Source organism: Escherichia sp. 93.0816 (assembly GCF_013368855.2).
Classification (GTDB): domain Bacteria; phylum Pseudomonadota; class Gammaproteobacteria; order Enterobacterales; family Enterobacteriaceae; genus Escherichia; species Escherichia ruysiae.
Window position 1 is genome coordinate 35,805 of the sequence record NZ_JABWNC020000007.1, and the last position, 23,227, is coordinate 59,031.

At 53.4% G+C, this 23,227-nt stretch carries 25 protein-coding genes; 13 read left to right on the top strand and 12 right to left on the bottom strand.

Annotation, left to right across the window (positions count from 1 at the left end):
• Positions 1–6 precede the first annotated feature (6 nt).
• Positions 7–894: a LysR substrate-binding domain-containing protein gene (locus tag HEM79_RS10055; protein WP_000566329.1), complete on the bottom strand. Its 888-nt coding sequence runs from the start codon at positions 892–894 to the stop codon at positions 7–9.
• 133 nt (positions 895–1,027) lie between these two features.
• Between HEM79_RS10055 and HEM79_RS10060 the strand changes: the two genes are divergently transcribed.
• The 5 genes from HEM79_RS10060 (at position 1,028) to HEM79_RS10080 (ending at position 4,783) form a co-directional block, all read left to right on the top strand.
• Complete coding sequence (locus tag HEM79_RS10060) at positions 1,028–2,038, top strand: aldo/keto reductase (protein ID WP_000023622.1); 1,011 nt, start codon at positions 1,028–1,030, stop codon at positions 2,036–2,038.
• A gap of 19 nt (positions 2,039–2,057) precedes the next feature.
• Entirely contained in the window at positions 2,058–2,855 is a 798-nt protein-coding gene (locus HEM79_RS10065; protein ID WP_000762716.1) for an SDR family NAD(P)-dependent oxidoreductase, read from the top strand.
• A gap of 25 nt (positions 2,856–2,880) precedes the next feature.
• On the top strand, positions 2,881–3,297 hold the full coding sequence (locus HEM79_RS10070; RefSeq protein WP_001140838.1) for an SRPBCC family protein: 417 nt from the start codon (positions 2,881–2,883) through the stop codon (positions 3,295–3,297).
• Between the two features lie 157 nt (positions 3,298–3,454).
• On the top strand, positions 3,455–3,667 hold the full coding sequence (locus HEM79_RS10075) for a YdgH/BhsA/McbA family protein (RefSeq protein ID WP_000848792.1): 213 nt from the start codon (positions 3,455–3,457) through the stop codon (positions 3,665–3,667).
• An 18-nt stretch (positions 3,668–3,685) separates the two neighbouring features.
• A complete protein-coding gene (locus HEM79_RS10080; RefSeq protein WP_000895476.1) occupies positions 3,686–4,783 on the top strand; it encodes an alkene reductase in 1,098 nt (365 codons plus the stop codon).
• A 103-nt stretch (positions 4,784–4,886) separates the two neighbouring features.
• Here HEM79_RS10080 and HEM79_RS10085 read toward each other — a convergent pair whose 3' ends face one another.
• The gene (locus HEM79_RS10085) at positions 4,887–5,885 is read right to left on the bottom strand and encodes a permease (protein ID WP_176241350.1); all 999 of its coding nucleotides are present in this window, start codon (positions 5,883–5,885) and stop codon (positions 4,887–4,889) included.
• 105 nt (positions 5,886–5,990) lie between these two features.
• On the opposite strand from HEM79_RS10085, the gene HEM79_RS10090 reads away from it, so the two are divergent.
• Positions 5,991–6,287 (top strand): ArsR/SmtB family transcription factor, encoded by a 297-nt coding sequence (locus HEM79_RS10090; protein WP_000418114.1) that lies wholly within the window; start codon positions 5,991–5,993, stop codon positions 6,285–6,287.
• Between the two features lie 42 nt (positions 6,288–6,329).
• On the opposite strand, the gene HEM79_RS10095 is transcribed toward HEM79_RS10090, so the two are convergent.
• Positions 6,330–7,382 (bottom strand): DUF2776 family protein, encoded by a 1,053-nt coding sequence (locus HEM79_RS10095; RefSeq protein WP_176241351.1) that lies wholly within the window; start codon positions 7,380–7,382, stop codon positions 6,330–6,332.
• A 495-nt stretch (positions 7,383–7,877) separates the two neighbouring features.
• Here HEM79_RS10095 and HEM79_RS22620 point away from each other — a divergent pair, with 495 nt between their 5' ends.
• From HEM79_RS22620 to HEM79_RS10120, 6 genes are all read left to right on the top strand, one after another.
• Positions 7,878–7,991 carry a hypothetical protein gene (locus HEM79_RS22620; RefSeq protein WP_212976463.1) on the top strand — a complete coding sequence of 38 codons (114 nt, stop codon included), beginning with the start codon at positions 7,878–7,880 and terminating at the stop codon, positions 7,989–7,991.
• Between the two features lie 62 nt (positions 7,992–8,053).
• Positions 8,054–9,121: an HlyD family secretion protein gene (locus tag HEM79_RS10100; protein WP_000357899.1), complete on the top strand. Its 1,068-nt coding sequence runs from the start codon at positions 8,054–8,056 to the stop codon at positions 9,119–9,121.
• Positions 9,118–11,853: a ribosome-associated ATPase/putative transporter RbbA gene (gene rbbA, locus HEM79_RS10105; protein WP_176241352.1), complete on the top strand. Its 2,736-nt coding sequence runs from the start codon at positions 9,118–9,120 to the stop codon at positions 11,851–11,853. Before HEM79_RS10100 ends, rbbA begins: the two co-directional genes overlap by 4 nt.
• Entirely contained in the window at positions 11,853–12,977 is a 1,125-nt protein-coding gene (locus tag HEM79_RS10110) for an ABC transporter permease (RefSeq protein WP_176241353.1), read from the top strand. The genes rbbA and HEM79_RS10110 overlap by 1 nt, the downstream gene beginning before the upstream one ends.
• 72 nt (positions 12,978–13,049) lie before the next feature.
• Positions 13,050–13,325 carry a type II toxin-antitoxin system HicA family toxin gene (locus HEM79_RS10115; RefSeq protein ID WP_176241354.1) on the top strand — a complete coding sequence of 92 codons (276 nt, stop codon included), beginning with the start codon at positions 13,050–13,052 and terminating at the stop codon, positions 13,323–13,325.
• Positions 13,322–13,681 carry a type II toxin-antitoxin system HicB family antitoxin gene (locus HEM79_RS10120; RefSeq protein ID WP_000593555.1) on the top strand — a complete coding sequence of 120 codons (360 nt, stop codon included), beginning with the start codon at positions 13,322–13,324 and terminating at the stop codon, positions 13,679–13,681. The genes HEM79_RS10115 and HEM79_RS10120 overlap by 4 nt, the downstream gene beginning before the upstream one ends.
• Positions 13,682–13,800: 119 nt before the next feature.
• Here the strand turns inward: HEM79_RS10120 and nikR are convergent, their stop codons facing one another.
• From nikR to HEM79_RS10160, 8 genes are all read right to left on the bottom strand, one after another.
• Positions 13,801–14,202, bottom strand: a complete 402-nt coding sequence (gene nikR / locus HEM79_RS10125; protein ID WP_001190062.1) for a nickel-responsive transcriptional regulator NikR — start codon at positions 14,200–14,202, stop codon at positions 13,801–13,803.
• 5 nt (positions 14,203–14,207) lie between these two features.
• Positions 14,208–15,014: a nickel import ATP-binding protein NikE gene (gene nikE, locus HEM79_RS10130; RefSeq protein WP_016158900.1), complete on the bottom strand. Its 807-nt coding sequence runs from the start codon at positions 15,012–15,014 to the stop codon at positions 14,208–14,210.
• Positions 15,011–15,775, bottom strand: coding sequence for a nickel import ATP-binding protein NikD (gene nikD, locus HEM79_RS10135; protein ID WP_176241355.1), 765 nt, complete (start codon positions 15,773–15,775; stop codon positions 15,011–15,013). Before nikD ends, nikE begins: the two co-directional genes overlap by 4 nt.
• A complete protein-coding gene (gene nikC, locus HEM79_RS10140; protein ID WP_001008963.1) occupies positions 15,775–16,608 on the bottom strand; it encodes a nickel ABC transporter permease subunit NikC in 834 nt (277 codons plus the stop codon). The genes nikD and nikC overlap by 1 nt, the downstream gene beginning before the upstream one ends.
• Positions 16,605–17,549: a nickel ABC transporter permease subunit NikB gene (gene nikB, locus HEM79_RS10145; protein WP_000947068.1), complete on the bottom strand. Its 945-nt coding sequence runs from the start codon at positions 17,547–17,549 to the stop codon at positions 16,605–16,607. The genes nikC and nikB overlap by 4 nt, the downstream gene beginning before the upstream one ends.
• A complete protein-coding gene (nikA, locus tag HEM79_RS10150; RefSeq protein WP_176241356.1) occupies positions 17,549–19,123 on the bottom strand; it encodes a nickel ABC transporter substrate-binding protein in 1,575 nt (524 codons plus the stop codon). The genes nikB and nikA overlap by 1 nt, the downstream gene beginning before the upstream one ends.
• Before the next feature lie 465 nt (positions 19,124–19,588).
• Positions 19,589–20,176 carry a 4'-phosphopantetheinyl transferase AcpT gene (gene acpT, locus HEM79_RS10155; RefSeq protein WP_176241357.1) on the bottom strand — a complete coding sequence of 196 codons (588 nt, stop codon included), beginning with the start codon at positions 20,174–20,176 and terminating at the stop codon, positions 19,589–19,591.
• A gap of 54 nt (positions 20,177–20,230) precedes the next feature.
• Positions 20,231–21,280 (bottom strand): AI-2E family transporter, encoded by a 1,050-nt coding sequence (locus HEM79_RS10160; protein ID WP_016158904.1) that lies wholly within the window; start codon positions 21,278–21,280, stop codon positions 20,231–20,233.
• A gap of 98 nt (positions 21,281–21,378) precedes the next feature.
• Between HEM79_RS10160 and HEM79_RS10165 the strand changes: the two genes are divergently transcribed.
• A complete protein-coding gene (locus HEM79_RS10165) occupies positions 21,379–22,617 on the top strand; it encodes an MFS transporter (protein ID WP_176241358.1) in 1,239 nt (412 codons plus the stop codon).
• Between the two features lie 3 nt (positions 22,618–22,620).
• Here HEM79_RS10165 and dcrB read toward each other — a convergent pair whose 3' ends face one another.
• Entirely contained in the window at positions 22,621–23,178 is a 558-nt protein-coding gene (gene dcrB, locus HEM79_RS10170; RefSeq protein ID WP_001245301.1) for a phage sensitivity protein DcrB, read from the bottom strand.
• Positions 23,179–23,227 lie beyond the last annotated feature (49 nt).

The following is a 23,227-nucleotide window of genomic DNA, read 5'->3' on the forward strand; positions in this document are numbered from 1 at the left end:
AATGTTTTATTCACCGCGCAGAATCTGGCGGAAATGGGAAACCAGCGGACGTTGGTTGGCTTTATGCCATGCTGCCCATAATTGCGTTGAATAATTCATCCACGGCAATTCACGTAATACCACCCCTTCCGGCGCATTATGACGCAGACTATGTTGAATTAAGGCCAGACCTAATCCCGCAGCGACCAGACCTAATGCCGTGAGTGGTTCACCCGCTTCCAGGCGAATATCAGGATTAAACCCAGCGTTAACACAGGCTGCGACAAAATGATCGCGAGAATGCGCATCGTCGTTATGAATCACCGCAATCCACTGCTCATCGCCAAGTTGCGACGCGACAAGGTTTTCCTCCTGCGCCAGAGGATGATTTTGCGGTAAGGCCAACAACATTCGATCATCCAGAACCTGAATATATTCCAGATCCTGCTCGCTGTCGGCGGGCGGCGTATCGACCAGAGAAAAATCGAGACTGCGCTGGCGCAGGCCTTCAATCTGGGTAGCCGGTGGTTGGCTGTAAAGAGCGATATGCACATTCGGACGCGATACACGTAACGTTCGTAGCGCCGTAGAAAGCACACCGGAATGCATGGCGTTTTCAATATAGCCAATACACAAGCCACCATCTTCACCACGCCCCAGGCGTTTGCCTAACGACTCCAGACGGTTGGCGTGTGTCAGCAACGAACGTGTTTCGGCAAGGAATGTCTGTCCATCAGCGGTCAGGCGAATGCGCTGCTGATTACGCTCAAACAGCATCAGCCCCAGCCGTTCTTCCAGTTGTGCAATCTGGCGGCTCAGCGGTGATTGCGAGATATGTAATCGCTCGGCTGCGCGTCCCACGTGCTCTTCTTCTGCGACCACCACGAAGTACTTCAGTTGGCGTAAATCAATCATGTTAGACCTCAAAGGACTTAAGTCAGACGAATTATGTCCTATCAAGTCACAACCTCGCAAGGTAATGTGATCCACGTCACAGGGCGATAGCAAAAAAACGCCCGAACCCAAACCGAATAATTGAGGACATCTTATGAGCATCAAAAATTTACTTCCCGGCAAAATTGGCTTAGGCGGCGCACCGCTCGGCAACATGTTCCGTGCCATCCCGGAAGAAGAGGCTCACGCCACCGTGAGCGAAGCCTGGAACCTGGGCGTGCGTTACTTCGATACCGCGCCGCTGTACGGCTCTGGCCTTTCTGAAATCCGCATGGGTGAAGCGCTGTCTCAGTATCCACGCGATGAATATGTTCTGAGCAGCAAAGTCGGCCGCATCATGCTGGACGAAATGGAAGATCCAGCAAAACGTGATTTCGGGGAAAAAGGTGGCCTGTTCGAACACGGTCTGAAAAACAAAATTCTGAATGACTACTCTGCTGACGCCACGCTGCGCTCGATTGAAGACAGCCTGAAACGCCTGAAAACAGACCGTCTGGATATTGTCTGGATCCACGACCCGGCGCAGGACTTCTACGGTGACAGCTGGCTGGAGCAGTTCAACATTGCCCGTACCGGTGCGTTTCGTGCGCTGACACGTTTGCGTGACGAAGGTGTGATTAAAGCCTGGGGACTGGGTGTGAACCGCGTCGAACCTTGCGAACTGACGCTGGCGCTGGACGAACCGAAGCCAGATGCGTTCCTGCTGGCGGGGCGTTATTCCCTGCTGGATCACGAACGTGCGTTGCAACGCCTGATGCCAGAAGCACTGGAACAGAATGTGGATATCGTTGTCGGCGGTCCGTACAGCTCTGGCGTACTGGCAGGCGGCGAGCACTTTGAATATCAGAAAGCCTCTGCGGCCATCCAGCAGAAAGTGGCGCAAATTAACGCCATTGCCACACGTTTCAATGTGAACGTTAAAGCAGCTGCGCTGCAGTTCGCGCTGGCAAACCCGGCCGTTGCGGCGGTTATTCCTGGCTCCAGCCGTCCTGGCCGTATGGCAGAAGATCTGGCTGCACTGAATGCGCCTGTTCCGGCTGAGTTCTGGGCAGAAATGCGCCGTCAAAATCTGGTTGCGGAAAACGCTCCGCTGCCGACCCGTTAATCAACCTGGTGAGAAAACGATGAAACTGGATCTGACAGGTAAAGTCGCGGTGGTCAGCGGCTCAACCTCCGGCATTGGGCAGGGTATCGCCGCCGGACTGGCAAAAGCAGGCGCAACGGTGGTTGTCGTCGGCCGTAAACAGAGCGGCGTTGATGACGCCATGGCTGCGATTGCGGCACAAACTCCCACAGCGTCACTGCGCGGCGTGGTGGCCGATCTCAGCACCGAAGACGGCGTGGCTGCGCTGATCGCTGCAGTCCCAACGGCTGATGTGCTGGTCAATAATCTGGGTATTTTCAACGATAAAGATTTCTTTAGCGTGCCGGATGATGAGTGGATGCACTTCTATAACGTCAACGTCCTCTCCGGCGTTCGTCTGGCGCGTCACTATGCGCCAGGCATGACGGAACAGGGCTGGGGGCGGATTATCTTTGTCTCGTCTGAATCCGGCGTGGCAATCCCTGGCGACATGATCAACTACGGCGTCACCAAAGCCGCGAATCTGGCGGTCTCTCATGGTCTGGCGAAACGACTGGCGGGAACCGGTGTGACCGTCAACGCCATTCTGCCAGGGCCAACCTTTACCGATGGCCTGAAAGAGATGCTGGCGGATGCCGCTGCACAGTCGGGACGCAGTGCGCGTGAACAGGCCGATGAGTTTGTTAAAACCTCGCGTCCGAGCTCCATCATCCAGCGTGCGGCGGATGTGGAAGAAGTGGCGAATCTGGCGGTTTATCTCGCGTCACCGCTTTCCTCGGCAACCACAGGGGCAGCCCTGCGCGTCGATGGCGGTGTCGTCGACACCCTGACTATGTAACCCTATAAATTAAGAGAAAATTATCATGGCTAAAACAACTGTATCAATCGAAATCCCGGCTTCTGCCGACGCCGTATGGCAATTGATGGGCGGCTTTGATGCGCTGCCAGACTGGCTGCCATTCATCCCGAAAAGCGTGGTGACAGAAGGTGGTCGCGTTCGTTCGCTGACAACCTCTGACGGCGGCACTGTGGTTGAACGTCTGGAAGCGTTTGATAACCGTCAACGCAGTTATACCTATTCCATTATTCAGGCACCGTTCCCGGTGGTGGATTACCTCTCCACCATTACCGTTCATGAAACCGCCGACAGCCAGGTTTCCCGTGTGGAATGGTTCGGTGAATTCACCCCGGTGAATGTGACGAACGAAGAGGCCGAGGCGCTGTTTACCGGCATCTATCGGGATGGTCTCAAGGCGCTGAAGGACAACTTTGTTGCCTGATGCGATCGACAGGCGTCGGCACGTCCGGCGTCTGATTATTAACAAAAACAGAATAGTCTATTGTCATTTGTATCATTTATGTTATCAGGCAGCAGGCGTATTCTCTCCCCATCGCGTTAATAAACGCCAAACAATTAAGACACTCTGGAATATAAACATGAAAACGATCATCGCAATTTTTACGGCTTCTCTTTTCTCTGTCGCGGCGTTTAACGCATCGGCGCAAAGCGTGACAGCAACCGGTACAACACTGGATTCTGCGGAAGCGGTTATTGCGCAGAAAGCGAAAGAGATGAACGCCTCTGAATACAAAATTACCAGCGCTCGCATGGGCAATACCGTCACCATGAGTGCCGAACTGTATAAATAATCGCGCGAGGAACCCATTATGTTATTTGCTAAATATGCGCTGAATGCGTTGCCATTAAAAAACCGTATTGTAATGCCACCGATGACGCGTTCCCGCGCCGGTGCGGGTGACGTTGCGACTGACATGATGGCGGACTATTACGCGCAGCGTGCCAGTGCTGGACTTATCATCAGCGAAGGTACGCAAATCAGCCAGCAGGGGCAGGGTTATGCCTGGACGCCGGGTATTTATTCTGAGGCGCAGATTGCTGGCTGGAAAAAAGTGACCGATGCGGTACATCACGCAGGTGGTAAAATTTTTGCTCAGCTGTGGCACGTCGGTCGCGTGTCTCATACCGTGCTGCAACCGAACGGTGCCGCACCGGTGTCTTCTTCGGCAATTCAGGCCGAAGGGGTAAAAGTGTTTGTCGATGTGGAAGGCCGTGGTCCGGAGAACGGCGTTGGCGAGATGGTTCAGCATGACATGCCACGTGCACTGACGCTGGAAGAGATCCCGTCAATCGTTGATGACTATGCACAGGCGGCGCGTAATGCGATTGCCGCTGGCTTTGACGGTATTGAGTTGCACGGCGCGAACGGCTATCTCATTAACCAGTTCATTGACTCGCAGGCCAACCTGCGTGATGACGAATACGGCGGCTCGCTGCAAAATCGTCTGCGCTTTATGAAAGAGGTGGTGGAAGCTGTCTCTTCGGCGATTGGTAAAGAGCGTGTAGGAATTCGTCTCGCGCCGCTGACTACGCTGATGGGCTCCAGAGACGATACGCCGGAAGCGACCTACCTCGCGGCGGCAAGCGTACTGAACGAGCTGGGGATTGCCTATATCCATATTGCCGAAGCCGACTGGGAAGATGCGCCGGTGATGCCAGCGGCCTTTAAAGAAGCGCTGCGCATAATTTTCCACGGCACGCTGATTTACTCCGGTAAATACACCAAAGCGCGCGCCGAAGAGGCGCTGGCTAACGGCTGGGCTGATCTGATTGGTTTTGGTCGTCCGTTTATTGCCAACCCGGATCTTCCGTATCGTCTGGAAAACGATTTACCGCTGAATGCGCCCATCAAGGAGAAATTCTTTGGCGGCGGTAAAGATGGATATCTGGATTATCCGGTTCTCTGAATTTGTTTTTGTCACATGTAGATATCGTTACATATCAATTTGTTGTGTTTTTAGTGACATTATTTTCATGTCAAATATTGAAACTTTTTTTAACGCTACAGCCTCAGAATAACGTCTGCGTTACATATCCCATGACCACTGCCATTCCTAAAATTACCATCAGAAAGGCAATAATCATCGGCGTGCGAAACATCGATTTCAGCAAAATAACTTCTGTTAAGCTGGCACCCGCGCTACCGATGATGAGTGCCATTACAGCTCCTATCCCCATGCCTTTGGTCATTAATACCGACGCGAGGGGAATTACGGCCTCTGCACGTATATAGAGCGGGATACCTATAACCGCGCTCAAGGGGATGGCCAGTGGATTATCCGTTCCGGCATGTGCTGCAATCCATTGCGCTGGAATAAAGCCGTAAATAAATGAGCCAATTAGTACCCCAATTAACAGGTAGGGCAGCACTTCTTTAAATTGCAGCCATGCATCCTTTATTGCCTGAGTCAGCAGGCTGGGGGGAGCCGTTTTGGCTGCACTACAGCAATTAACAGCAGGTTTTGCGGTACAGCAAGATGTGGTTTGTGGCGTAAACGTCGAGGAGCGCAAGTTAATAACGGGTTTATCGGACACCGGTTTGCAGCAGCTCGCGTTGCTCGCCTTCGCCGGTATGACGTATCGTTCGAAGCCAACAAAATCCAGTAACAAACTGGCGCTCAGCGAAACACCGCACGCAATAACGGCGTACAGCAACGTTACCTTCCAGCCAAATGTTGCCCACATTAGCCCGACGATAATCGGGTTGAGTAATGGTGAAACAAACAAAAAGGTGAGCGTTGGGCCAAATCCCGCTTTTGCAGAAAGAAGACCGCGAAGCATGGGAATGGTTGAGCAACTGCAAAACGGAGTCACTGCACCTAACATTGCTGCCAGCAAATAACCGCGCCCTTTACGCGCACCCATCATTTTCTGGATCTTATGATCCGGGATTTTCTGACGGATTACGCTGACACCAGCACTGATAAGAAGAAAAAGTAACGATAGCTCTACGGCTAAGAACAGGAACATCCCGGCGGCGTCGCGCAGCCCTGGTAACCATTCAAACATTTTATACTCTCTATAAAACTATATTTCTAAAATTATCGAAATTATGAACGATGAGCAAGATATTTCTGGTATCATCGAAATATCAATTAACCGGAGAAACTACTTATGGAACTGGAAGATGTCGCTAAGGCACTGAAAGAATTAGGTCATCCTACCCGTTTGTTTATTTTTCGTCATCTGGTCAAAGCGGGAGAGCGCGGGATGCCGGTAGGCGAGTTACAGAAGGAACTCGCGATCCCCGCATCGACCTTAAGCCACCATATCTCGGCGCTGGTCTCCGTTGGTCTGGTTAAGCAAAACCGCGAAAGTCGCACGTTGATGTGTGTCTCGCAATATGATGTTCTGGAAGGAATTATTAGTTTTCTGCGTGAAGAGTGCTGCGTGAATAACGGGAAGTATTAATATTCGCCGGGCTGTAGCATAACCACAACCCGGCGAGAGCCATTATTTTTTCGCAGAACCCGCTTCTAATATAGAAACGATTGAAAACAGCGTAAAACATACTGCACCCAAGCCTACCAGAACCCGCGAGGGAATAAAGTAAGCCATATCGATTTGCGCAATTTCAGCAAGGAACGCCGCGAGGAACAGGCAAAACAGGCAGGTAAATACCGGTATCATTGGTATTCTGTTGGTTAACGAACAGGTGCGTCTCCAGACTAACGCCAGCAACCACACTTTGGAGAAAATACTGTAGCAGATCATTCCCAGACAAATGAGAATAATGCCGGGTGCCAGACGGGCGCTTGCATCTGAACTGATTAATACGTAGATACCCTGAATAACGGTAAGTGAGCCGAGCAAAATAACCCAATAACACCAGAGCCAATGTTCTTTCTCTGAGAATGTGTTCCGCGTTTGATGAACAATGGTGGCGACCAGACCAATAAGACAAGCGCAAATTGCCGTTAGCCCCAGGAGTACATGGCCTGCAACATAATGCGCTGTAATATCTGCACTACGCAAAAGCGTAACTGACCAGAGGAAACCAAAGAGAGTCAGAAGTAGTGGCACGGCAATTAAGCAATTACCAATAAACGAAGAATAAGCCTGAAGCGGAGTTCCATCGCTTTTACTCCCTGCTGCGTTTTTCGGGATGAGCAGAAAATGCCCGGAAGATGCCGCGACGGTTGATACGCAGGCGGCAATCATCCCAACACCAAAAATAACGTGCCCGGCAACAAATTCATCCGCCATCACATTATCGCTTGCCAGCAGAGACCATCCCCAAATCATCGTTGCAACGGAACCTGCATAACCAATAATAGGAAATAGCGTGTTGTAGAATTTATTCACACCATGAGTTAACTGAGAGATGATAATAAATGCTGTAGTGAACAACGCCAGGCATATTGCAGAAAGAGAAATTAAAACATGTCCTGCAACGAAATATTCACTTTGCCCAGAACCTGCTAATACAAAATCACCTAACGCGATGCATATTATACCCATTATCAAAGGGATTAATTTAAACAACCATCCGATATATATGTTCATCTCAATCTCCATATGCGTTTCCGCTAATGTCAGAAAGCGTGTAAGTAGTATTTTTAGTCAATTAAATATAACAATGAGATACCACTAATTGTAAAAAGTAACTTTACTATAACCGGATTTATTGTTCTGAGTATTGAATTTTATAGGCGAGTTAATGCTGGCAAATAAATATTTATCCTACAGCTAATTCTGAATTAATATCTTTTCCTTATTTTTCATCGTTGCTTAAAACGCTGCTTTTTCTCATCCACCCTCTTTTCGCAAAAATACCTTATTACCTTTCGTTAAGATATTTGTACACAAGAGAATAATAACGCTGTGTGATAGTCACCGTTCCTGTTAAGGATATTTTGGGTTAAAAACGTAATCGAAATGTAGAACATCGTGATGTATCACAAGCTGATTGTAATGAAATAGACAACATGAATATAACTGTTAGTATTTAATTGATTTAACTTATGAGTATGCGTGTTTCATTTACGGCCAGGAATGCTGATGATGACAACATTACTACCCGTTTTCACTAAGCCTTCCCCGTTGGCGCTCATCTTGCGGCGCCCTGGTCGTATATGCCGTTTCCTTCTCATCCCGGATGGAAGAATTCGCTGAACATCGTTCGGCGGCTGCTGTAACACGCGCCGTTTACTTACAGGGATTATGGCGGGTCGATTATGGATAAGATTAAGCGCCATCTGGCGTGGTGGGTTGTAGGGTTACTGGCGGTTGCTGCCGTCCTGGCGTGGTGGTTATTGCGTCCGGCAGGTGTACCGGAGGGTTTTGCCGTCAGTAATGGTCGCATTGAAGCGACGGAAGTGGATATCGCCAGTAAAATTGCCGGGCGTATCGACACCATTCTGGTGAAAGAGGGGCAGTTTGTCCGCGAAGGCGAAGTGCTGGCGAAGATGGACACTCGTGTGTTGCAGGAGCAGCGACTGGAAGCCATCGCGCAAATCAAAGAGGCGCAAAGTGCCGTTGCCGCCGCGCAGGCTTTGCTGGAACAGCGGCAAAGTGAAACTCGTGCCGCACAGTCACTGGTTAATCAACGCCAGGCCGAACTGGACTCCGTAGCAAAACGTCATACGCGTTCCCGCTCGCTCGCCCATCGTGGAGCTATTTCTGCGCAACAACTGGATGACGACCGCGCCGCCGCCGAAAGCGCCCGTGCTGCGCTGGAGTCGGCAAAAGCCCAGGTTTCAGCTTCTAAAGCCGCTATTGAAGCGGCACGTACCAATATCATTCAGGCACAAACTCGTGTAGAAGCTGCGCAAGCCACTGAACGGCGTATCGCCGCAGATATCGACGATAGTGAGCTAAAAGCCCCGCGCGATGGACGCGTGCAGTATCGGGTTGCTGAGCCAGGCGAAGTGCTGGCGGCAGGCGGTCGGGTGCTGAATATGGTCGATCTGAGCGACGTTTATATGACCTTCTTCCTGCCAACCGAACAGGCGGGCACACTGAAACTAGGCGGCGAAGCACGGCTGATCCTCGATGCCGCGCCAGATCTGCGTATTCCTGCGACTATCAGTTTTGTCGCCAGCGTCGCCCAGTTCACGCCAAAAACCGTCGAAACCAGCGATGAACGACTGAAACTGATGTTCCGCGTCAAAGCGCGTATCCCACCGGAATTACTCCAGCAGCATCTGGAATATGTCAAAACCGGTTTGCCGGGCGTGGCGTGGGTGCGGGTGAACGAAGAACGTCCGTGGCCTGAAGACCTGGTGGTGAGGTTGCCGCAATGACGCATCTGGAACTGGTTCCCGTTCCGCCTGTCGCGCAACTGGCGGGCGTGAGCCAGCATTATGGAAAGACCGTTGCGCTGAACAATATCACTCTCGATATTCCGGCTCGCTGCATGGTTGGGCTGATTGGCCCGGACGGCGTCGGGAAGTCGAGTTTGTTATCGCTGATTTCCGGTGCCCGCGTCATTGAGCGGGGCAACGTGATGGTATTGGGCGGCGATATGCGCGACCCGAAGCATCGCCGCGACGTCTGCCCGCGTATCGCCTGGATGCCGCAGGGGCTGGGAAAAAATCTCTACCACACCTTGTCGGTGTATGAAAACGTCGATTTTTTCGCCCGCCTGTTTGGCCACGACAAAGCGGAGCGGGAAGTCCGAATTAATGAGCTGCTGACCAGCACCGGGTTAGCACCGTTTCGCGATCGTCCGGCGGGAAAGCTCTCCGGCGGGATGAAGCAAAAACTTGGACTATGCTGTGCGTTAATCCACGACCCGGAATTGTTGATTCTTGATGAGCCAACGACGGGGGTTGACCCGCTCTCTCGCGCTCAGTTCTGGGATCTCATCGACAGTATTCGCCAGCGGCAGAGCAATATGAGCGTGCTGGTCGCCACCGCCTATATGGAAGAAGCCGAACGCTTCGACTGGCTGGTGGCGATGAATGCCGGAGAAGTGCTGGCGACCGGTAGCGCCGAAGAACTGCGTCAGCAAACACAAAGCGCCACGCTGGAAGAAGCATTTATTAATCTGTTACCGCAAGCGCAACGCCAGGCGCATCAGGCGGTAGTGATCCCACCGTATCAACCTGAAAACGCAGAGATTGCCATCGAAGCGCGCGATCTGACCATGCGTTTTGGTTCCTTCGTTGCCGTTGATCACGTCAATTTCCGCATTCCACGCGGGGAGATTTTTGGCTTCCTCGGTTCGAACGGCTGCGGTAAATCCACCACCATGAAAATGCTTACCGGACTGCTGCCCGCCAGCGAAGGTGAGGCGTGGCTGTTTGGGCAACCGGTTGATCCAAAAGATATCGATACTCGCCGTCGGGTGGGCTATATGTCGCAGGCGTTTTCGCTCTATAACGAACTCACCGTGCGGCAAAACCTGGAGTTACATGCCCGTTTGTTTCACATTCCGGAAGCGGAAATTCCCGCGCGAGTTGCTGAAATGAGCGAGCGCTTTAAGCTCAACGACGTTGAAGATGTGCTGCCTGAGTCATTGCCGCTCGGCATTCGTCAGCGGCTTTCACTGGCGGTAGCGGTGATTCATCGCCCGGAGATGTTAATCCTCGATGAGCCTACTTCTGGCGTCGATCCGGTGGCGAGGGATATGTTCTGGCAGTTGATGGTGGATCTCTCGCGCCAGGACAAAGTGACCATTTTCATCTCCACCCACTTTATGAACGAAGCGGAACGCTGCGACCGTATCTCGCTGATGCACGCCGGAAAAGTGCTCGCCAGCGGTACACCGCAGGAACTGGTTGAGAAACGCGGAGCCGCCAGTCTGGAAGAGGCATTTATCGCCTGTTTGCAGGAAGCGGCGGGGCAGAGCAACGAAACCGAAGCGCCGCCCGTGGTACACGACACCACCCACGCGCCGCGTCAGGGATTTAGCCTGCGCCGTCTGTTCAGCTACAGCCGCCGTGAAGCACTGGAACTGCGCCGCGATCCGGTTCGTTCGACGCTGGCGCTGATGGGAACGGTGATCCTGATGCTGATAATGGGCTATGGCATCAGTATGGATGTGGAAAACCTGCGCTTTGCGGTGCTCGACCGCGACCAGACCGTCAGTAGCCAGGCGTGGACGCTCAATCTCTCCGGTTCCCGTTACTTTATCGAACAGCCGCCGCTCACCAGTTATGACGAGCTTGACCGCCGAATGCGTGCGGGCGATATCACGGTGGCGATTGAGATCCCACCCAATTTCGGGCGAGATATCGCGCGCGGTACGCCTGTGGAACTCGGCGTCTGGATCGACGGAGCGATGCCCAGTCGTGCCGAAACGGTAAAAGGTTACGTGCAGGCAATGCACCAGAGTTGGCTTCAGGATGTGGCAAGTCGGCAATCGACGCCCGCCAGCCAAAGCGGGCTGATGAATATTGAGACGCGCTACCGCTATAACCCGGATGTAAAAAGCCTGCCAGCGATTGTTCCGGCGGTGATCCCGCTTCTGCTGATGATGATCCCGTCAATGCTAAGCGCCCTTAGCGTGGTGCGGGAAAAAGAGCTAGGGTCGATTATCAACCTTTACGTGACCCCCACCACCCGTAGCGAGTTTTTGCTTGGCAAACAGCTGCCGTACATCGCGCTGGGGATGCTGAACTTTTTCCTGCTCTGCGCCTTGTCGGTGTTTGTGTTTGGCGTACCGCATAAAGGCAGTTTCCTGACGCTCACCCTGGCGGCGCTGCTGTATATCATCATTGCCACCGGAATGGGGCTGCTGATCTCCACCTTTATGAAAAGCCAGATTGCCGCCATTTTCGGAACGGCGATTATCACGTTGATCCCGGCGACACAGTTTTCCGGGATGATCGATCCGGTAGCTTCGCTGGAAGGGCCTGGACGTTGGATCGGCGAGGTTTACCCGACCAGTCATTTTCTGACTATCGCCCGCGGAACGTTCTCGAAGGCGCTGGATCTGACTGATTTGTGGCAACTTTTTATCCCGTTGCTGATAGCCATCCCGCTGGTGATGGGCTTAAGTATCCTGCTGCTGAAAAAACAGGAGGGATGATGCGCCATTTACGCAATATTTTTAATCTGGGTATCAAAGAATTGCGCAGTCTGCTCGGTGATAAAGCGATGCTGACGTTGATTGTCTTCTCGTTTACGGTGTCGGTGTATTCGTCAGCGACCGTTACGCCAGGATCGTTGAACCTGGCGCCGATCGCCATTGCCGATATGGATCAATCGCAGTTGTCGAACCGGATCGTTAACAGTTTCTACCGCCCGTGGTTTTTGCCGCCGGAGATGATCACCGCCGATGAGATGGATGCCGGGCTGGACGCCGGGCGCTATACCTTCGCGATAAATATTCCGCCTAATTTTCAGCGTGATGTCCTCGCCGGACGCCAGCCGGATATTCAGGTGAACGTCGATGCCACGCGCATGAGCCAGGCATTTACCGGCAACGGGTATATCCAGAATATTATCAACAGTGAAGTGAACAGCTTTATCGCGCGCTACCGTGATAACAGCGAACCGTTGGTATCGCTGGAAACCCGAATGCGCTTTAACCCGAACCTCGATCCCGCGTGGTTTGGCGGGGTGATGGCGATCATCAACAACATTACCATGCTGGCGATTGTGCTGACCGGATCGGCGCTGATCCGCGAGCGTGAACACGGCACGGTGGAACACTTACTGGTGATGCCGATAACGCCGTTTGAGATCATGATGGCGAAGGTCTGGTCGATGGGGCTGGTGGTGCTGGTGGTGTCGGGATTATCGCTGGTGCTGATGGTAAAAGGCGTGCTGGGCGTACCGATAGAAGGCTCGATCCCGCTGTTTATGCTGGGCGTGGCGCTCAGTCTGTTTGCCACCACGTCAATCGGTATTTTTATGGGGACGATAGCGCGCTCAATGCCGCAACTGGGGCTGCTGGTGATTCTGGTGCTGCTGCCGCTGCAAATGCTTTCCGGTGGCTCCACGCCTCGCGAAAGTATGCCGCAGATGGTGCAGGACATTATGCTGACCATGCCGACGACACACTTTGTTAGCCTCGCGCAGGCCATTCTCTACCGTGGTGCCGGATTCGAAATCGTCTGGCCGCAGTTCCTGACGCTAATGGCGATAGGCGGCGCGTTTTTCACCATCGCACTGCTGCGATTCAGGAAGACGATTGGGACAATGGCGTAAGGAAGGGAAACTTGACTTCATATTGTGATGTCATACTATTGATGTCATAAAGTGAAGTCATAAGGACATGCCATGAGAACTCAGGTACAGGCTTTACGGAAGAAACAAAAAAATACATTGGATCAAATATTTAAATCACCTGTGCCTCAAGGAATCAAATGGACTGATATAGAGTCACTGGTTAAAGCATTAGGCGGAGAAATTAAGGAAGGAAGAGGCTCGCGTTGTAAGTTCATACTAAATATGAGCGTTGCGTGTTTCCATCGGCCTCATCCGTCGCCAGATACCGATAAAGGCGCTGTAGAAAGCGTGCGTGACTGGTTACTAAGTATAGGGGTAAAACCATGATCAAACTGAAGACGCCAAACTCTATGGAGATTGCCGGGCAACCTGCTGTTATCACCTACGTGCCGGAGCTGAATGCATTTCGTGGCAAATTCCTGGGCTTGTCAGGTTATTGTGATTTTGTCTCTGACAGTATTCAGGGGCTGCAAAAAGAAGGGGAGCTTTCCCTGCGAGAGTATCTTGAGGATTGTAAAGCTGCGGGTATTGAGCCTTATGCGCGTACAGAAAAGATTAAGACCTTTACGTTACGCTATCCAGAATCGCTGAGTGAACGCCTTAATAATGCGGCTGCGCAGCAACAAGTCTCTGTTAATACCTATATTATTGAAACGCTGAATGAGCGTTTGAATCATTTATAAATTTTAGCTGTGTTCATTACGCAGAACATCTGCCTTTACAGGATCTATCTATGCAACTGAACTTAATTTTATAAATTAAGTTCAGTTAATATCTTTTCTTTCCGCGTTTCAGAAATAACTCAATCTTCCTTCGGCAGGCACTGTAAATGCCCGTGCCGCACGCCGCGCTGGGCGATAACGTCATCGGCAAAATGCTGCACGTCGCCCATGTCGCCTTTCAGCACGGCGATTTCCAGACAGTCGTCGTGATTAATGTGCACATGCAGCGTGGCGACCGAGAGATCGTGGTGATGATGCTGCGTAGAGACAATACGGCTGGCTAAGTCGCGTTTTTCGTGTTCATACACATACGACAGCACTGCGAAACCTTGCGTGCCGTGCTGCTGGGTAGCTTCCTGGGCCAGGGCGCTACGCAGAATATCGCGGATAGCTTCGGAACGGTTGTTATAGCCACGGCGCTGGCTCAGGCTGTCCAGCGTCTCCAGTAAATCGTCATCAAGCGTGATGGTGACTCGTTGCATTTGCGTTAAACCTTTTCAGTGGCGCGACGGCGCACGGGGAATGCGGGTAATACCGCGTTTTGTAGCACACGTCCGGCGTCAGAGGAAAAGGTTAATTTATCTCCCACCACCTGGGTTTCGACGATTTGCCCGTTGTCCATCACCATCACCCGCTGGCAAAAGCGTTCCACCAGGCGTAAGTCGTGGGTGATGAACAGGCAGGCGGTGCCAAACTGTTGTTGCAGCTTTTTCAGTAGACGAATGACGCCCGCCTGTAATACGAGATCAAGGTTAGAAACCGCTTCATCCAGAATCAGCAGTTTCGGTTCGACCGCCAGTGCGCGCGCCAGGCAGACGCGCTGGAGCTGGCCACCGCTTAACTGCGGTGGGCGTTTGTCGAGCACGCTGTCGTCGAGATCGACCGCGCGCAACATTTCGCTGGCGCGCGCCAGTTGTTCGGATTTTTTCAGTGATAGCAGGTGGCGCATCGGTTCACGCAGGATCTCGCGCACGGTTTTGCGCGGATTCACGGCGCTGATGGAGTCCTGAAATACCATCTGAATATCGCGGCGGAACGCTTTACGCTGGGCGCGATTGAGTTTCGCCAGCGGTTCGCCGCGCCAGCTAATATTCCCTTGTGAGGGCAATTCTAAGCCTACCAGTAGCCGCGCGAGGGTGCTTTTTCCGCAGCCGCTGCGTCCCAGCAGGGCGACGGTTTCACCGCTTTTCAGGGTCAGGGAAACGTTATTCAGCACCGTCTGATGTTGATGTTTTCCGCTAAATCCACCGTGGGCATAGTGATGGGAAAGGTCGGAGACGTTAAGTAAAGTCATGATGCCAGCTCCATACCGTAGAGGGCGAGATGAGCGGAAACCAGGCTGCGCGTCACCGTATGTTTGGGGGCGTTAAACAGCGTTTCTACATCGCCCTGTTCGACAATCTTACCGTGTGACATCACAGCCACGTCATCCGCCAGACGCGCCACAACGCCCATATCATGGGTGACCAGCAGCATCCCCGGCGCTTGTTTTTGCATAATGCTTTCCAGCAGATCGAGGATGCGCGCCTGCGCTACTACATCAAGGTCGGTGGTCGGTTCATCGGCGATGATAAACGGCGATTCACACAGCACCGCCATCGCAATCATCATGCGCTGCAACATACCGCCGCTCATCTCGAACGGGTACAGCTTAAGCACGCGCGCGGCGTTTTCCAGCCCCACTGCTTCTATGGCAGCGGTAAGCGTGGCGTCATCGGCGGGTTTCCCCAGCGCCAGGCAGGTTTCCCGCGCGTGGGTGTGCATGGTGTGCAGCGGATTAAAGGCGCTGCGCGGGTTCTGCATGATGGTGGCAATTTTTATCCCGCGTAGCGCACAAGGCGAAACCGGCTTGCCATCGGCTAAAATTTCCCCCGCCGTCTGGCGAACGCCTGCGGGCAGAATGCCCAGCGCAGCGGCGCAGGTTAATGATTTCCCACTGCCGCTACCACCAACTAACGCCAGCACTCGCCCGCGTTGCAGGGTTAACGATACGCCGTGCACCAGCGGCTGCGTGGCCTGTAGCGCGATATTACGTAGTTCAATCTGTTGTGGCATTAGTGTGCGTGCTCCGTCACCAGATGAGGGTCCAGATGATCGCGCAGTGCGTCACCCACCAGGTTAAAGGCCATCACGCTGATAAACAGCGCCAGCCCCGGCCAGAACATTTGCAGCGGCTGAGTCCAGATATACTGACGCGCGTCGTTAATCATCACGCCCCATTCGGCGGTCGGCGCGGTCACGCCGAGGCCGAGGAAGGACATCCCCGCGACGTGCAGCATCATATGGCCGATATCCAGCGTCGCCAGCACCAGCAGCGAGGGGATCACCGCGCCTGCCAGATGATCAACAAACACCCGCACATGCCCCGCGCCAGAAAGCCGTGATGCCAGCACAAACTCGCGCTGGCGCAGCGAAATCACCAGGCTTCGCACCATGCGCGCATACCACGCCCAGTGCGACAGGGCGATGGCGATAATGACGTTGGTTAACCCGGTGCCGAGCACGCCAACCATAAAGAACGACAGAATCGAGGTCGGGAAGGTCATAAACATATCGGCGACGCGCATGGTGGCCTGATCGACACGCCCGCCAATCAGCCCCGCACTACCGCCAATGACCAGCCCTAATGTCAGCACCAGCAGCAGGCAGGCCATTACCGAGCCGAGCGACACGCGGGTCGCCGCCATCAGCCGCGAGAAAATATCACGCCCTAAGTGATCGGTGCCCAGCCAGTGCTGCGCATCCGGCGAGAGCAGGCGCGACGGCAGATCAATCGCCTGTGGGTCATACGGCAGCCACCACTGGCTGGTGAGCGCAATCAGCGCCAGCAGGGCGATAATGATCAGCGCCAGGCGTACCGACCAGCGGGAAGAGAGGAAAAAATTCACGCGTGCGCTCCTTCATGACGACGAATGCGCGGGTCCAGCGCAGCGTTGAGCAAATCGACAATCAAATTACAGACCACAAAAACCACCACCATCATCAGCGTAAAGCATTGAATCACCGGATAGTCGCGGTTGAAAATCGCCGATACCGCATAGCGCCCGACGCCCGGCCAGGCAAAGATGTTTTCGATAATCATCGTCCCGCCGATCAGTTCGCCGATGTGCATCCCCACGGCGGTGATCATCGGCAGCGAGGCATTGCGCAGGATGTGACGGCGTTCGGTCTGTTTGTCGTTCAAACCGCGCAGCCGCGCCCAGGTGACGTGACGCTGACCTGCGACGTCCAGCATACTGGCGCGCAGCAGTCGCGCGTTAATCGCCAGCGACATAAAGGCGATGGAAACCGCCGGCAAAATGATGTGCTGCCAACCGCCGTAACCCATCGCGGGCAGCCATTGCAGATACACTGAAAACGCCATTACCAGTAAAAACGCCAGCCAGAAGTTAGGCATTGAGACGCCGAGAAACGCGATGAAACGTACGGCGAAATCCGGCAGACGGTCGCGATGGCGCGCCGCCCAGATACCGAGCGGTACGGAAGTGAGCAGAATTAATACCAGCGCCGCACCTGCAAGCTCCAGCGTGGCGGGCAGGAAGTTCAGCATATCGTCCAGTACCGGGCGTTGGCTGGCGAATGAGATACCAAAGTCAAGATGCAGCGCCTTCCACAACCAGGTGCCGTACTGGACGTACAGCGGCTGATCCAGTCCCAGCATGGTGCGGGTAGAGGCCAGCATCTCCGGCGTCGGCGGCAGGTTAGACAGACGCAAATAATCGAGCGCCGGGTCGCCGGTACCGAGGCGCAGCATCAGAAAAATAATCACCGAGGCGGCGAGCACCATCGGGATCAGCAGCAGAAAGCGGCGTAATACGTAACGCAACATTAAGGTTTCACCGGTTTAATCTGTTCGAACGGAATTTCGGTGGCGATCGGCGCGTAGGGGATGTTACCCAGCTCCGGTTTTGATACCACCATCATTGAGATGTAACTGATAGGCAGGTAAACCGCCTCGTCATGCAGACGGGTCAGAATGTCGCGATACAGTGCCTGACGTTGTGTTTCGTCGTGGGTCGCCAGCACTTCGCCGATCTCTTTATCAATCAGCGGCTTGTCGGCTAAACCTTGCTGAGCCTGGAAGTCAGCGTGCGACGGTACGCGCATCGAACTCAGAAAGGCGTGTGGATCGTAAGGCGCTCCCCAGGTACGGTGGAAAATCATGCCAAAACGACCGTCGCGTTGACGAGCATAGATACTGCTCTCTTCTTCGCCGATCAGCGAGACATCAGCGCCAATCTGGCGCATATCGGCCTGAATGATTTCCGCCATTGATTTGCTTAACGCATCGGTGCCGATAAACGACAGTTCAATGCGCAGCGGCTGACCGTTTTTCTCGCGGATATCTTTGCCGGCGGGCAGCGTCCAGCCTGCTTTTTCCAGCAATTCTTTCGCTTTCTGCGGATCGTACTGGCGCGGCTTCAGGCCGAGATTAGCGTAGGGCACGGAAGGGGCAAACAGGGTGTCGGCGACCTGCTGGGTGCCATACAACGCGTTATCAATCAGCGATTTTTTGTTTACCGCGTAATTAAGAGCTTCCCGCACTGCCAGCTCGTTGGTGGGGGCTTTGGCAGTATTGAGCGCCAGCATCACGGTTTCGATCGGCTGTGACAGTTGGGTATGGTAAGCCGGATTCTGGCTAAAGCGGGCGAAGGTATCGAGCGGTAATAACCCTTCGTTACCGTACAGCAGGTCGATATCACCGGTTTCGAAAGCTACCGCGCGGGTGGTCGGATCCGGGATCACGTTGAAGGTGATCTTTTTAATCGCCGGCTTTTCGCCCCAGTAGTTTTCATTACGGACGAAGACATCGTACTGATTCAGTTTCGATTCCTGCAAAACCCACGGCCCGGTGCCAATCGGCGCTTTAATCCCGTTCATGGTTTCATGGTTTTTAAACTGCGATGGGGCGATAAAGCGGAAAGGGCGGGGCAGGGACAGCTCTTGCAGGAAAGGATAGTAGGCGCTTTTCAGGGTGATTTGCAGCCCGGTTTTGCTGAGTGCTTTGACATCAACAATCTGGTTTGCCAGCTCCAGCCAGGCGTGACGTTGACGGTTATCGAGCACTGCACGGAAGTTTTCTGCCGCCGCCTCTGCATCAAATGGTTCGCCGTTGGAGAATTTCACGTCATCACGCAGGGTGAAAGTCCAGGTTTTGCCATCTTCCGAATGGGTCCAGCTTTTTGCCAGCCACGGGATCACCGAACCATCTGCCTGATATTTCACCAGCGGTTCATAAACCATGCTCTGGGCGAACATCTGGTTCGGTGTGTAAAGGTGCGGATTCAGTGGCCCGACATTCACCGGCCAGGCGGTGGTGATTTCATCTGGCGCGGCAGCATGTGCGAAAAAGGTGGCACAAGTTAGCAGCGCAATGAGTATGCGGCGGAGTGTGGAGAACATAGTAGCCCCAATGGATAAATGGTTGGCGAAATAAGTATGGCGACGATTCGCTATGTTGAAACCTGGTAATGACTCTGCATACGCGGCCCCGGTGCTGTTTGTTCCCCTCACCCTAACCCTCTCCCCAGAGGGGCGAGGGGACGATCCGTGCGCTTTTGTGACTGCAACTGCAATCGCCAATCATTGCACGGTGTGCCTCCTCTACCCGAAGGGGCGAGGGGACGATCCGTGCGCTTTTGTGACTGTAACTGCAATAGCCAATCATTGCACGGTGTGCCCCCTCTCCCTTTCAGGGAGAGGGTTGGGGTGAGGGTAAAATACGGTGATAATCCCCCTACCTTCCCTAAAAACGGGGAAAACTGCGCCCGCTCATGTAGAGTCATCGGTTTCAAGTATGACGATTTTAAGTATTCGTCATACTGATAACCTGTTCTGGATCAATAGATAGGCAGTCGGATGGGCGGATCAGTTAAGCGAATCTATCCATTGCACCGCGTCGGTGGTGAGCGTAAAGGGGGTAGGAGTGCAGATTGCCAGACTTAAATTTTCAAGCTGACAATGGCTGACAGACAGCGATGACTGGTAGGTGCTGTCTACGCTGACAATTTGCCAGGCGCTGCCGCCGCGCTGTTTAACGATGGCTTCTTTGCGCGTCCAGATGCGCCAGAACATTTCCAGTTGCTGATCAGGATGCACGGCGTCCATTTCAGCATGTTCTCCGAGGCTGAACACCGCGTTTGCCAGCCAGCGCCAGTTAGCGCGCGGGCGAATCACTTCGATATCGCAGCCAACTTCGCCTTCATCGCTCAATAGCAGGGCGATATCGTCACCGCTATGACTTAAGTTGAACCACAGCGGGGTTTCCGGTGCGAATGCGGGTTTGCCCTGTTCACCGTAGATGATGTCCGGTAGTGGAGAAAGCACGTGTGAAAGCAATGCACGTCCCGCCAGCCAGCGTTCGCGTCGTGGACCTTGCGGTGCTTGATCGCATAAAGCCGGTGGCAGTGGAACTGCGCTTAAGGTCGAAACTTTCCCCAGAACTATCCGATACATATCAGAGCCAACGTTTAATGGAAAAGGAAAGTGCGTATCGTATCACTTGTCGCCTCATCCCGGTAACCGACTTTTCGGTCGTCCCGGTCCCAGTAAAATCGCCAGTTTGCTGCCGCCTTTGGTGGTTTCCATCCAGATTTTACAGACGCTGGTTAATGGCACCGAAAGCAGCATACCAACCGGACCGAGTAACCATCCCCAAACCAACAACGACAGAAACACCACCATGGTGGACATCCCCAGTCGATGCCCCATCATCCGTGGCTCTAAAATATTGCCGATGACCATATGGACAACTAAAAACAGTGCGCCAACCAGAATACATTCGTAAACGCCATTAAACAGCAACACCTGAATCATTGGCGGCACGGCGGAGATCACCGCGCCAATATTGGGAACGTAGTTGAGCAAAAACGCCAGTACCGCCCACATCAGCGCAAACTGTACGCCCATTAGCGCCAACCCCAGCCAGACGATGACGCCTGTCCATAAACTGAGCAGCGTCTTCAATGCAAGATAGTGTGAAACACCTTTTAAGGCGCGGTGTAGTCCGGCGATGTGAATCTGTGGATTATTCAACGCAAAACGCATTTTGTAAGGCACGTGGCGCACTTCAAACAGCATAAAAACTACGGTCATCACTAGCAGAAGCACGCTCGCCATTGCGCCGGAAAGCCCGGTCATCAGCGCCGTGGTGAAGGCGACAACTTTTTCCGAATCCATCCGCTGGAGCATTCGTTCTGGCGACATATGCAGATTAAGAAACGGTAACATCTCTTGTAATTTAAAGAGTTTACGGGTCAGTTCCTTATTAAATTTCGGCAGCATAGAGATAAATTCGTTAAACGATGCCGCCAGCACGCCGACCAGCGCAGTAAGTGCTATCAGCATCACCACCACCACAATGGTAATGGCAACGGGGCGTTGTACTCCACGACGTATAAACCAGGTGACCAGCGGGTTGAGGACGATGGCGAAAAAGAGCGCCAGTAACAGTTGCACAATGATATCTGCCGCTGCGTGAATGCCGGCGAGGATCACTACCAGCGAGGCCAGCTTGAGCAGTATATGCATTCCTGTTTTATCCGGTTGAGGGGTTTCCATTGGGGCTTCCTTGTGACTTTTTGTATTAAGTGTAGCGGGAGTCACGCCAGCAATATTCTGATTCTTACTGCTGATTTCCACGCCTGCCCGTGGTAAAAATGAAACACTGTTGTAAAAATGTGGTGATCCCCATGCCCGAACCCGCGCTAAATGGATTGCGTCTTAACCTGCGCATTGTCTCCATTGTCATGTTTAACTTCGCCAACTACCTCACCATCGGGTTGCCGCTCGCCGTATTGCCGGGCTATGTCCATGATGTGATGGGATTTAGTGCCTTCTGGGCGGGGCTGGTTATCAGCCTGCAATATTTCGCCACCTTGCTGAGTCGCCCTCACGCCGGGCGTTACGCCGATTTGCTGGGGCCAAAAAAGATAGTCGTCTTCGGTTTGTGTGGCTGTTTTTTGAGTGGGCTGGGCTATCTGACCGCAGGATTAACCGCCAGTCTGCCCGTCATCAGCCTGTTATTACTGTGCCTGGGGCGCGTGATCCTCGGCATTGGGCAAAGTTTTGCCGGAACCGGATCGACACTGTGGGGCGTTGGCGTGGTTGGCTCACTGCATATCGGGCGGGTGATTTCGTGGAACGGCATTGTCACTTACGGGGCGATGGCGATGGGCGCGCCGTTGGGCGTGCTGTTTTATCACTGGGGCGGGTTGCAGACGCTGGCATTAATCATTATGGGCGTGGCGCTGGTGGCCATTTTGTTGGCGATCCCGCGTCCGTCGGTGAAAGCCAGCAAAGGCAAGCCACTGCCGTTTCGCGCGGTGCTTGGGCGCGTCTGGCTGTACGGTATGGTGCTGGCACTGGCTTCCGCCGGGTTTGGCGTCATCGCCACCTTTATCACACTGTTTTATGATGCTAAGGGCTGGGACGGTGCGGCTTTCGCGCTGACGCTGTTTAGCTGTGCGTTTGTCGGTACGCGACTGTTATTTCCTAATGGCATTAATCGTATCGGCGGCTTAAATGTGGCGATGATCTGCTTTAGCGTTGAGATAATCGGCCTGCTATTGGTTGGCGTAGCCACCGTACCGTGGATGGCGAAAATCGGCGTCTTGCTGGCTGGCGCTGGGTTTTCGCTGGTGTTTCCGGCACTGGGCGTGGTGGCGGTAAAAGCGGTGCCACAGCAGAATCAGGGGGCGGCGTTGGCAACATACACTGTGTTTATGGATTTATCGCTGGGCGTGACCGGACCACTGGCTGGGCTGGTGATGAGTTGGGCGGGCGTGCCGGTGATTTATCTGGCAGCGGCGGGGCTGGTAGCAATCGCGTTATTGCTGACGTGGCGATTAAAAAAACGGCCTCCGGTGGAAGTACCAGAGACCGTCTCATCATCTTAAAACTTACTGAATAACCAGCGTATTAATGATGTTTTCTGCGGTGGTCTGCGCTTTTTGCTGATCGTCAGCAGGCAGCGTGATTTGCATGGTCAGCAGTTGATTACCCACATTACCCAGAATGACGGAAGAGTACGCCGTCTGGCCTTTCGCGGAGATAATGCTGTCTAACTGCTGCATTTTGTGACCTTTCAGCTCAATAGATTTGTTGGTCACCACTTGCAGCTGCGGATCACGGCTACGTTGCTGATCTTCCAGACGCTTCGCCAGCACCGCCAGGTCTTCTTTCGGGTCATCGCCCATGATGACGATGACTGCTTTCTGCCCGGTGGCGTCGGACCAGACGTGCATGTTATTGGCCTGCGTTCCCAGCTTACCGCTCTGGTCGGTCATATCCGCTGGCAGCGAGAAACTTAACTTGCCATCAAGCAGGTTGACGGGATTCACGGTAGCGTTACTTTCTGCGACCGAACCCTGCGCCGTAGCGTTAGTGTCTTTATCATCACAGGCCGCAAGCCCCATAACCAGCAGGCCAATTCCGACATATTTAACCAGATTGCGCATTGACTTCTTCCTTTCGATAAACGGCCATAACGGCTCATTCGTCCATCTT

Coding starts and splice junctions, on each gene's coding strand:
- dcrB (WP_001245301.1), bottom strand. CDS start 23,178: ATGCGCAATCTGGTTAAATATGTCGGAATTGGCCTGCTGGTTATGGGG.
- HEM79_RS22620 (WP_212976463.1), top strand. CDS start 7,878: ATGATGACAACATTACTACCCGTTTTCACTAAGCCTTCCCCGTTGGCG.
- HEM79_RS10100 (WP_000357899.1), top strand. CDS start 8,054: ATGGATAAGATTAAGCGCCATCTGGCGTGGTGGGTTGTAGGGTTACTG.
- HEM79_RS10055 (WP_000566329.1), bottom strand. CDS start 894: ATGATTGATTTACGCCAACTGAAGTACTTCGTGGTGGTCGCAGAAGAA.
- HEM79_RS10090 (WP_000418114.1), top strand. CDS start 5,991: ATGGAACTGGAAGATGTCGCTAAGGCACTGAAAGAATTAGGTCATCCT.
- nikE (WP_016158900.1), bottom strand. CDS start 15,014: ATGACTTTACTTAACGTCTCCGACCTTTCCCATCACTATGCCCACGGT.
- HEM79_RS10110 (WP_176241353.1), top strand. CDS start 11,853: ATGCGCCATTTACGCAATATTTTTAATCTGGGTATCAAAGAATTGCGC.
- nikR (WP_001190062.1), bottom strand. CDS start 14,202: ATGCAACGAGTCACCATCACGCTTGATGACGATTTACTGGAGACGCTG.
- HEM79_RS10075 (WP_000848792.1), top strand. CDS start 3,455: ATGAAAACGATCATCGCAATTTTTACGGCTTCTCTTTTCTCTGTCGCG.
- HEM79_RS10070 (WP_001140838.1), top strand. CDS start 2,881: ATGGCTAAAACAACTGTATCAATCGAAATCCCGGCTTCTGCCGACGCC.
- nikD (WP_176241355.1), bottom strand. CDS start 15,775: ATGCCACAACAGATTGAACTACGTAATATCGCGCTACAGGCCACGCAG.
- HEM79_RS10095 (WP_176241351.1), bottom strand. CDS start 7,382: ATGAACATATATATCGGATGGTTGTTTAAATTAATCCCTTTGATAATG.
- rbbA (WP_176241352.1), top strand. CDS start 9,118: ATGACGCATCTGGAACTGGTTCCCGTTCCGCCTGTCGCGCAACTGGCG.
- HEM79_RS10060 (WP_000023622.1), top strand. CDS start 1,028: ATGAGCATCAAAAATTTACTTCCCGGCAAAATTGGCTTAGGCGGCGCA.
- HEM79_RS10120 (WP_000593555.1), top strand. CDS start 13,322: ATGATCAAACTGAAGACGCCAAACTCTATGGAGATTGCCGGGCAACCT.
- HEM79_RS10085 (WP_176241350.1), bottom strand. CDS start 5,885: ATGTTTGAATGGTTACCAGGGCTGCGCGACGCCGCCGGGATGTTCCTG.
- acpT (WP_176241357.1), bottom strand. CDS start 20,176: ATGTATCGGATAGTTCTGGGGAAAGTTTCGACCTTAAGCGCAGTTCCA.
- HEM79_RS10065 (WP_000762716.1), top strand. CDS start 2,058: ATGAAACTGGATCTGACAGGTAAAGTCGCGGTGGTCAGCGGCTCAACC.
- nikB (WP_000947068.1), bottom strand. CDS start 17,549: ATGTTGCGTTACGTATTACGCCGCTTTCTGCTGCTGATCCCGATGGTG.
- nikA (WP_176241356.1), bottom strand. CDS start 19,123: ATGTTCTCCACACTCCGCCGCATACTCATTGCGCTGCTAACTTGTGCC.
- HEM79_RS10160 (WP_016158904.1), bottom strand. CDS start 21,280: ATGGAAACCCCTCAACCGGATAAAACAGGAATGCATATACTGCTCAAG.
- HEM79_RS10115 (WP_176241354.1), top strand. CDS start 13,050: ATGAGAACTCAGGTACAGGCTTTACGGAAGAAACAAAAAAATACATTG.
- HEM79_RS10165 (WP_176241358.1), top strand. CDS start 21,379: ATGAAACACTGTTGTAAAAATGTGGTGATCCCCATGCCCGAACCCGCG.
- HEM79_RS10080 (WP_000895476.1), top strand. CDS start 3,686: ATGTTATTTGCTAAATATGCGCTGAATGCGTTGCCATTAAAAAACCGT.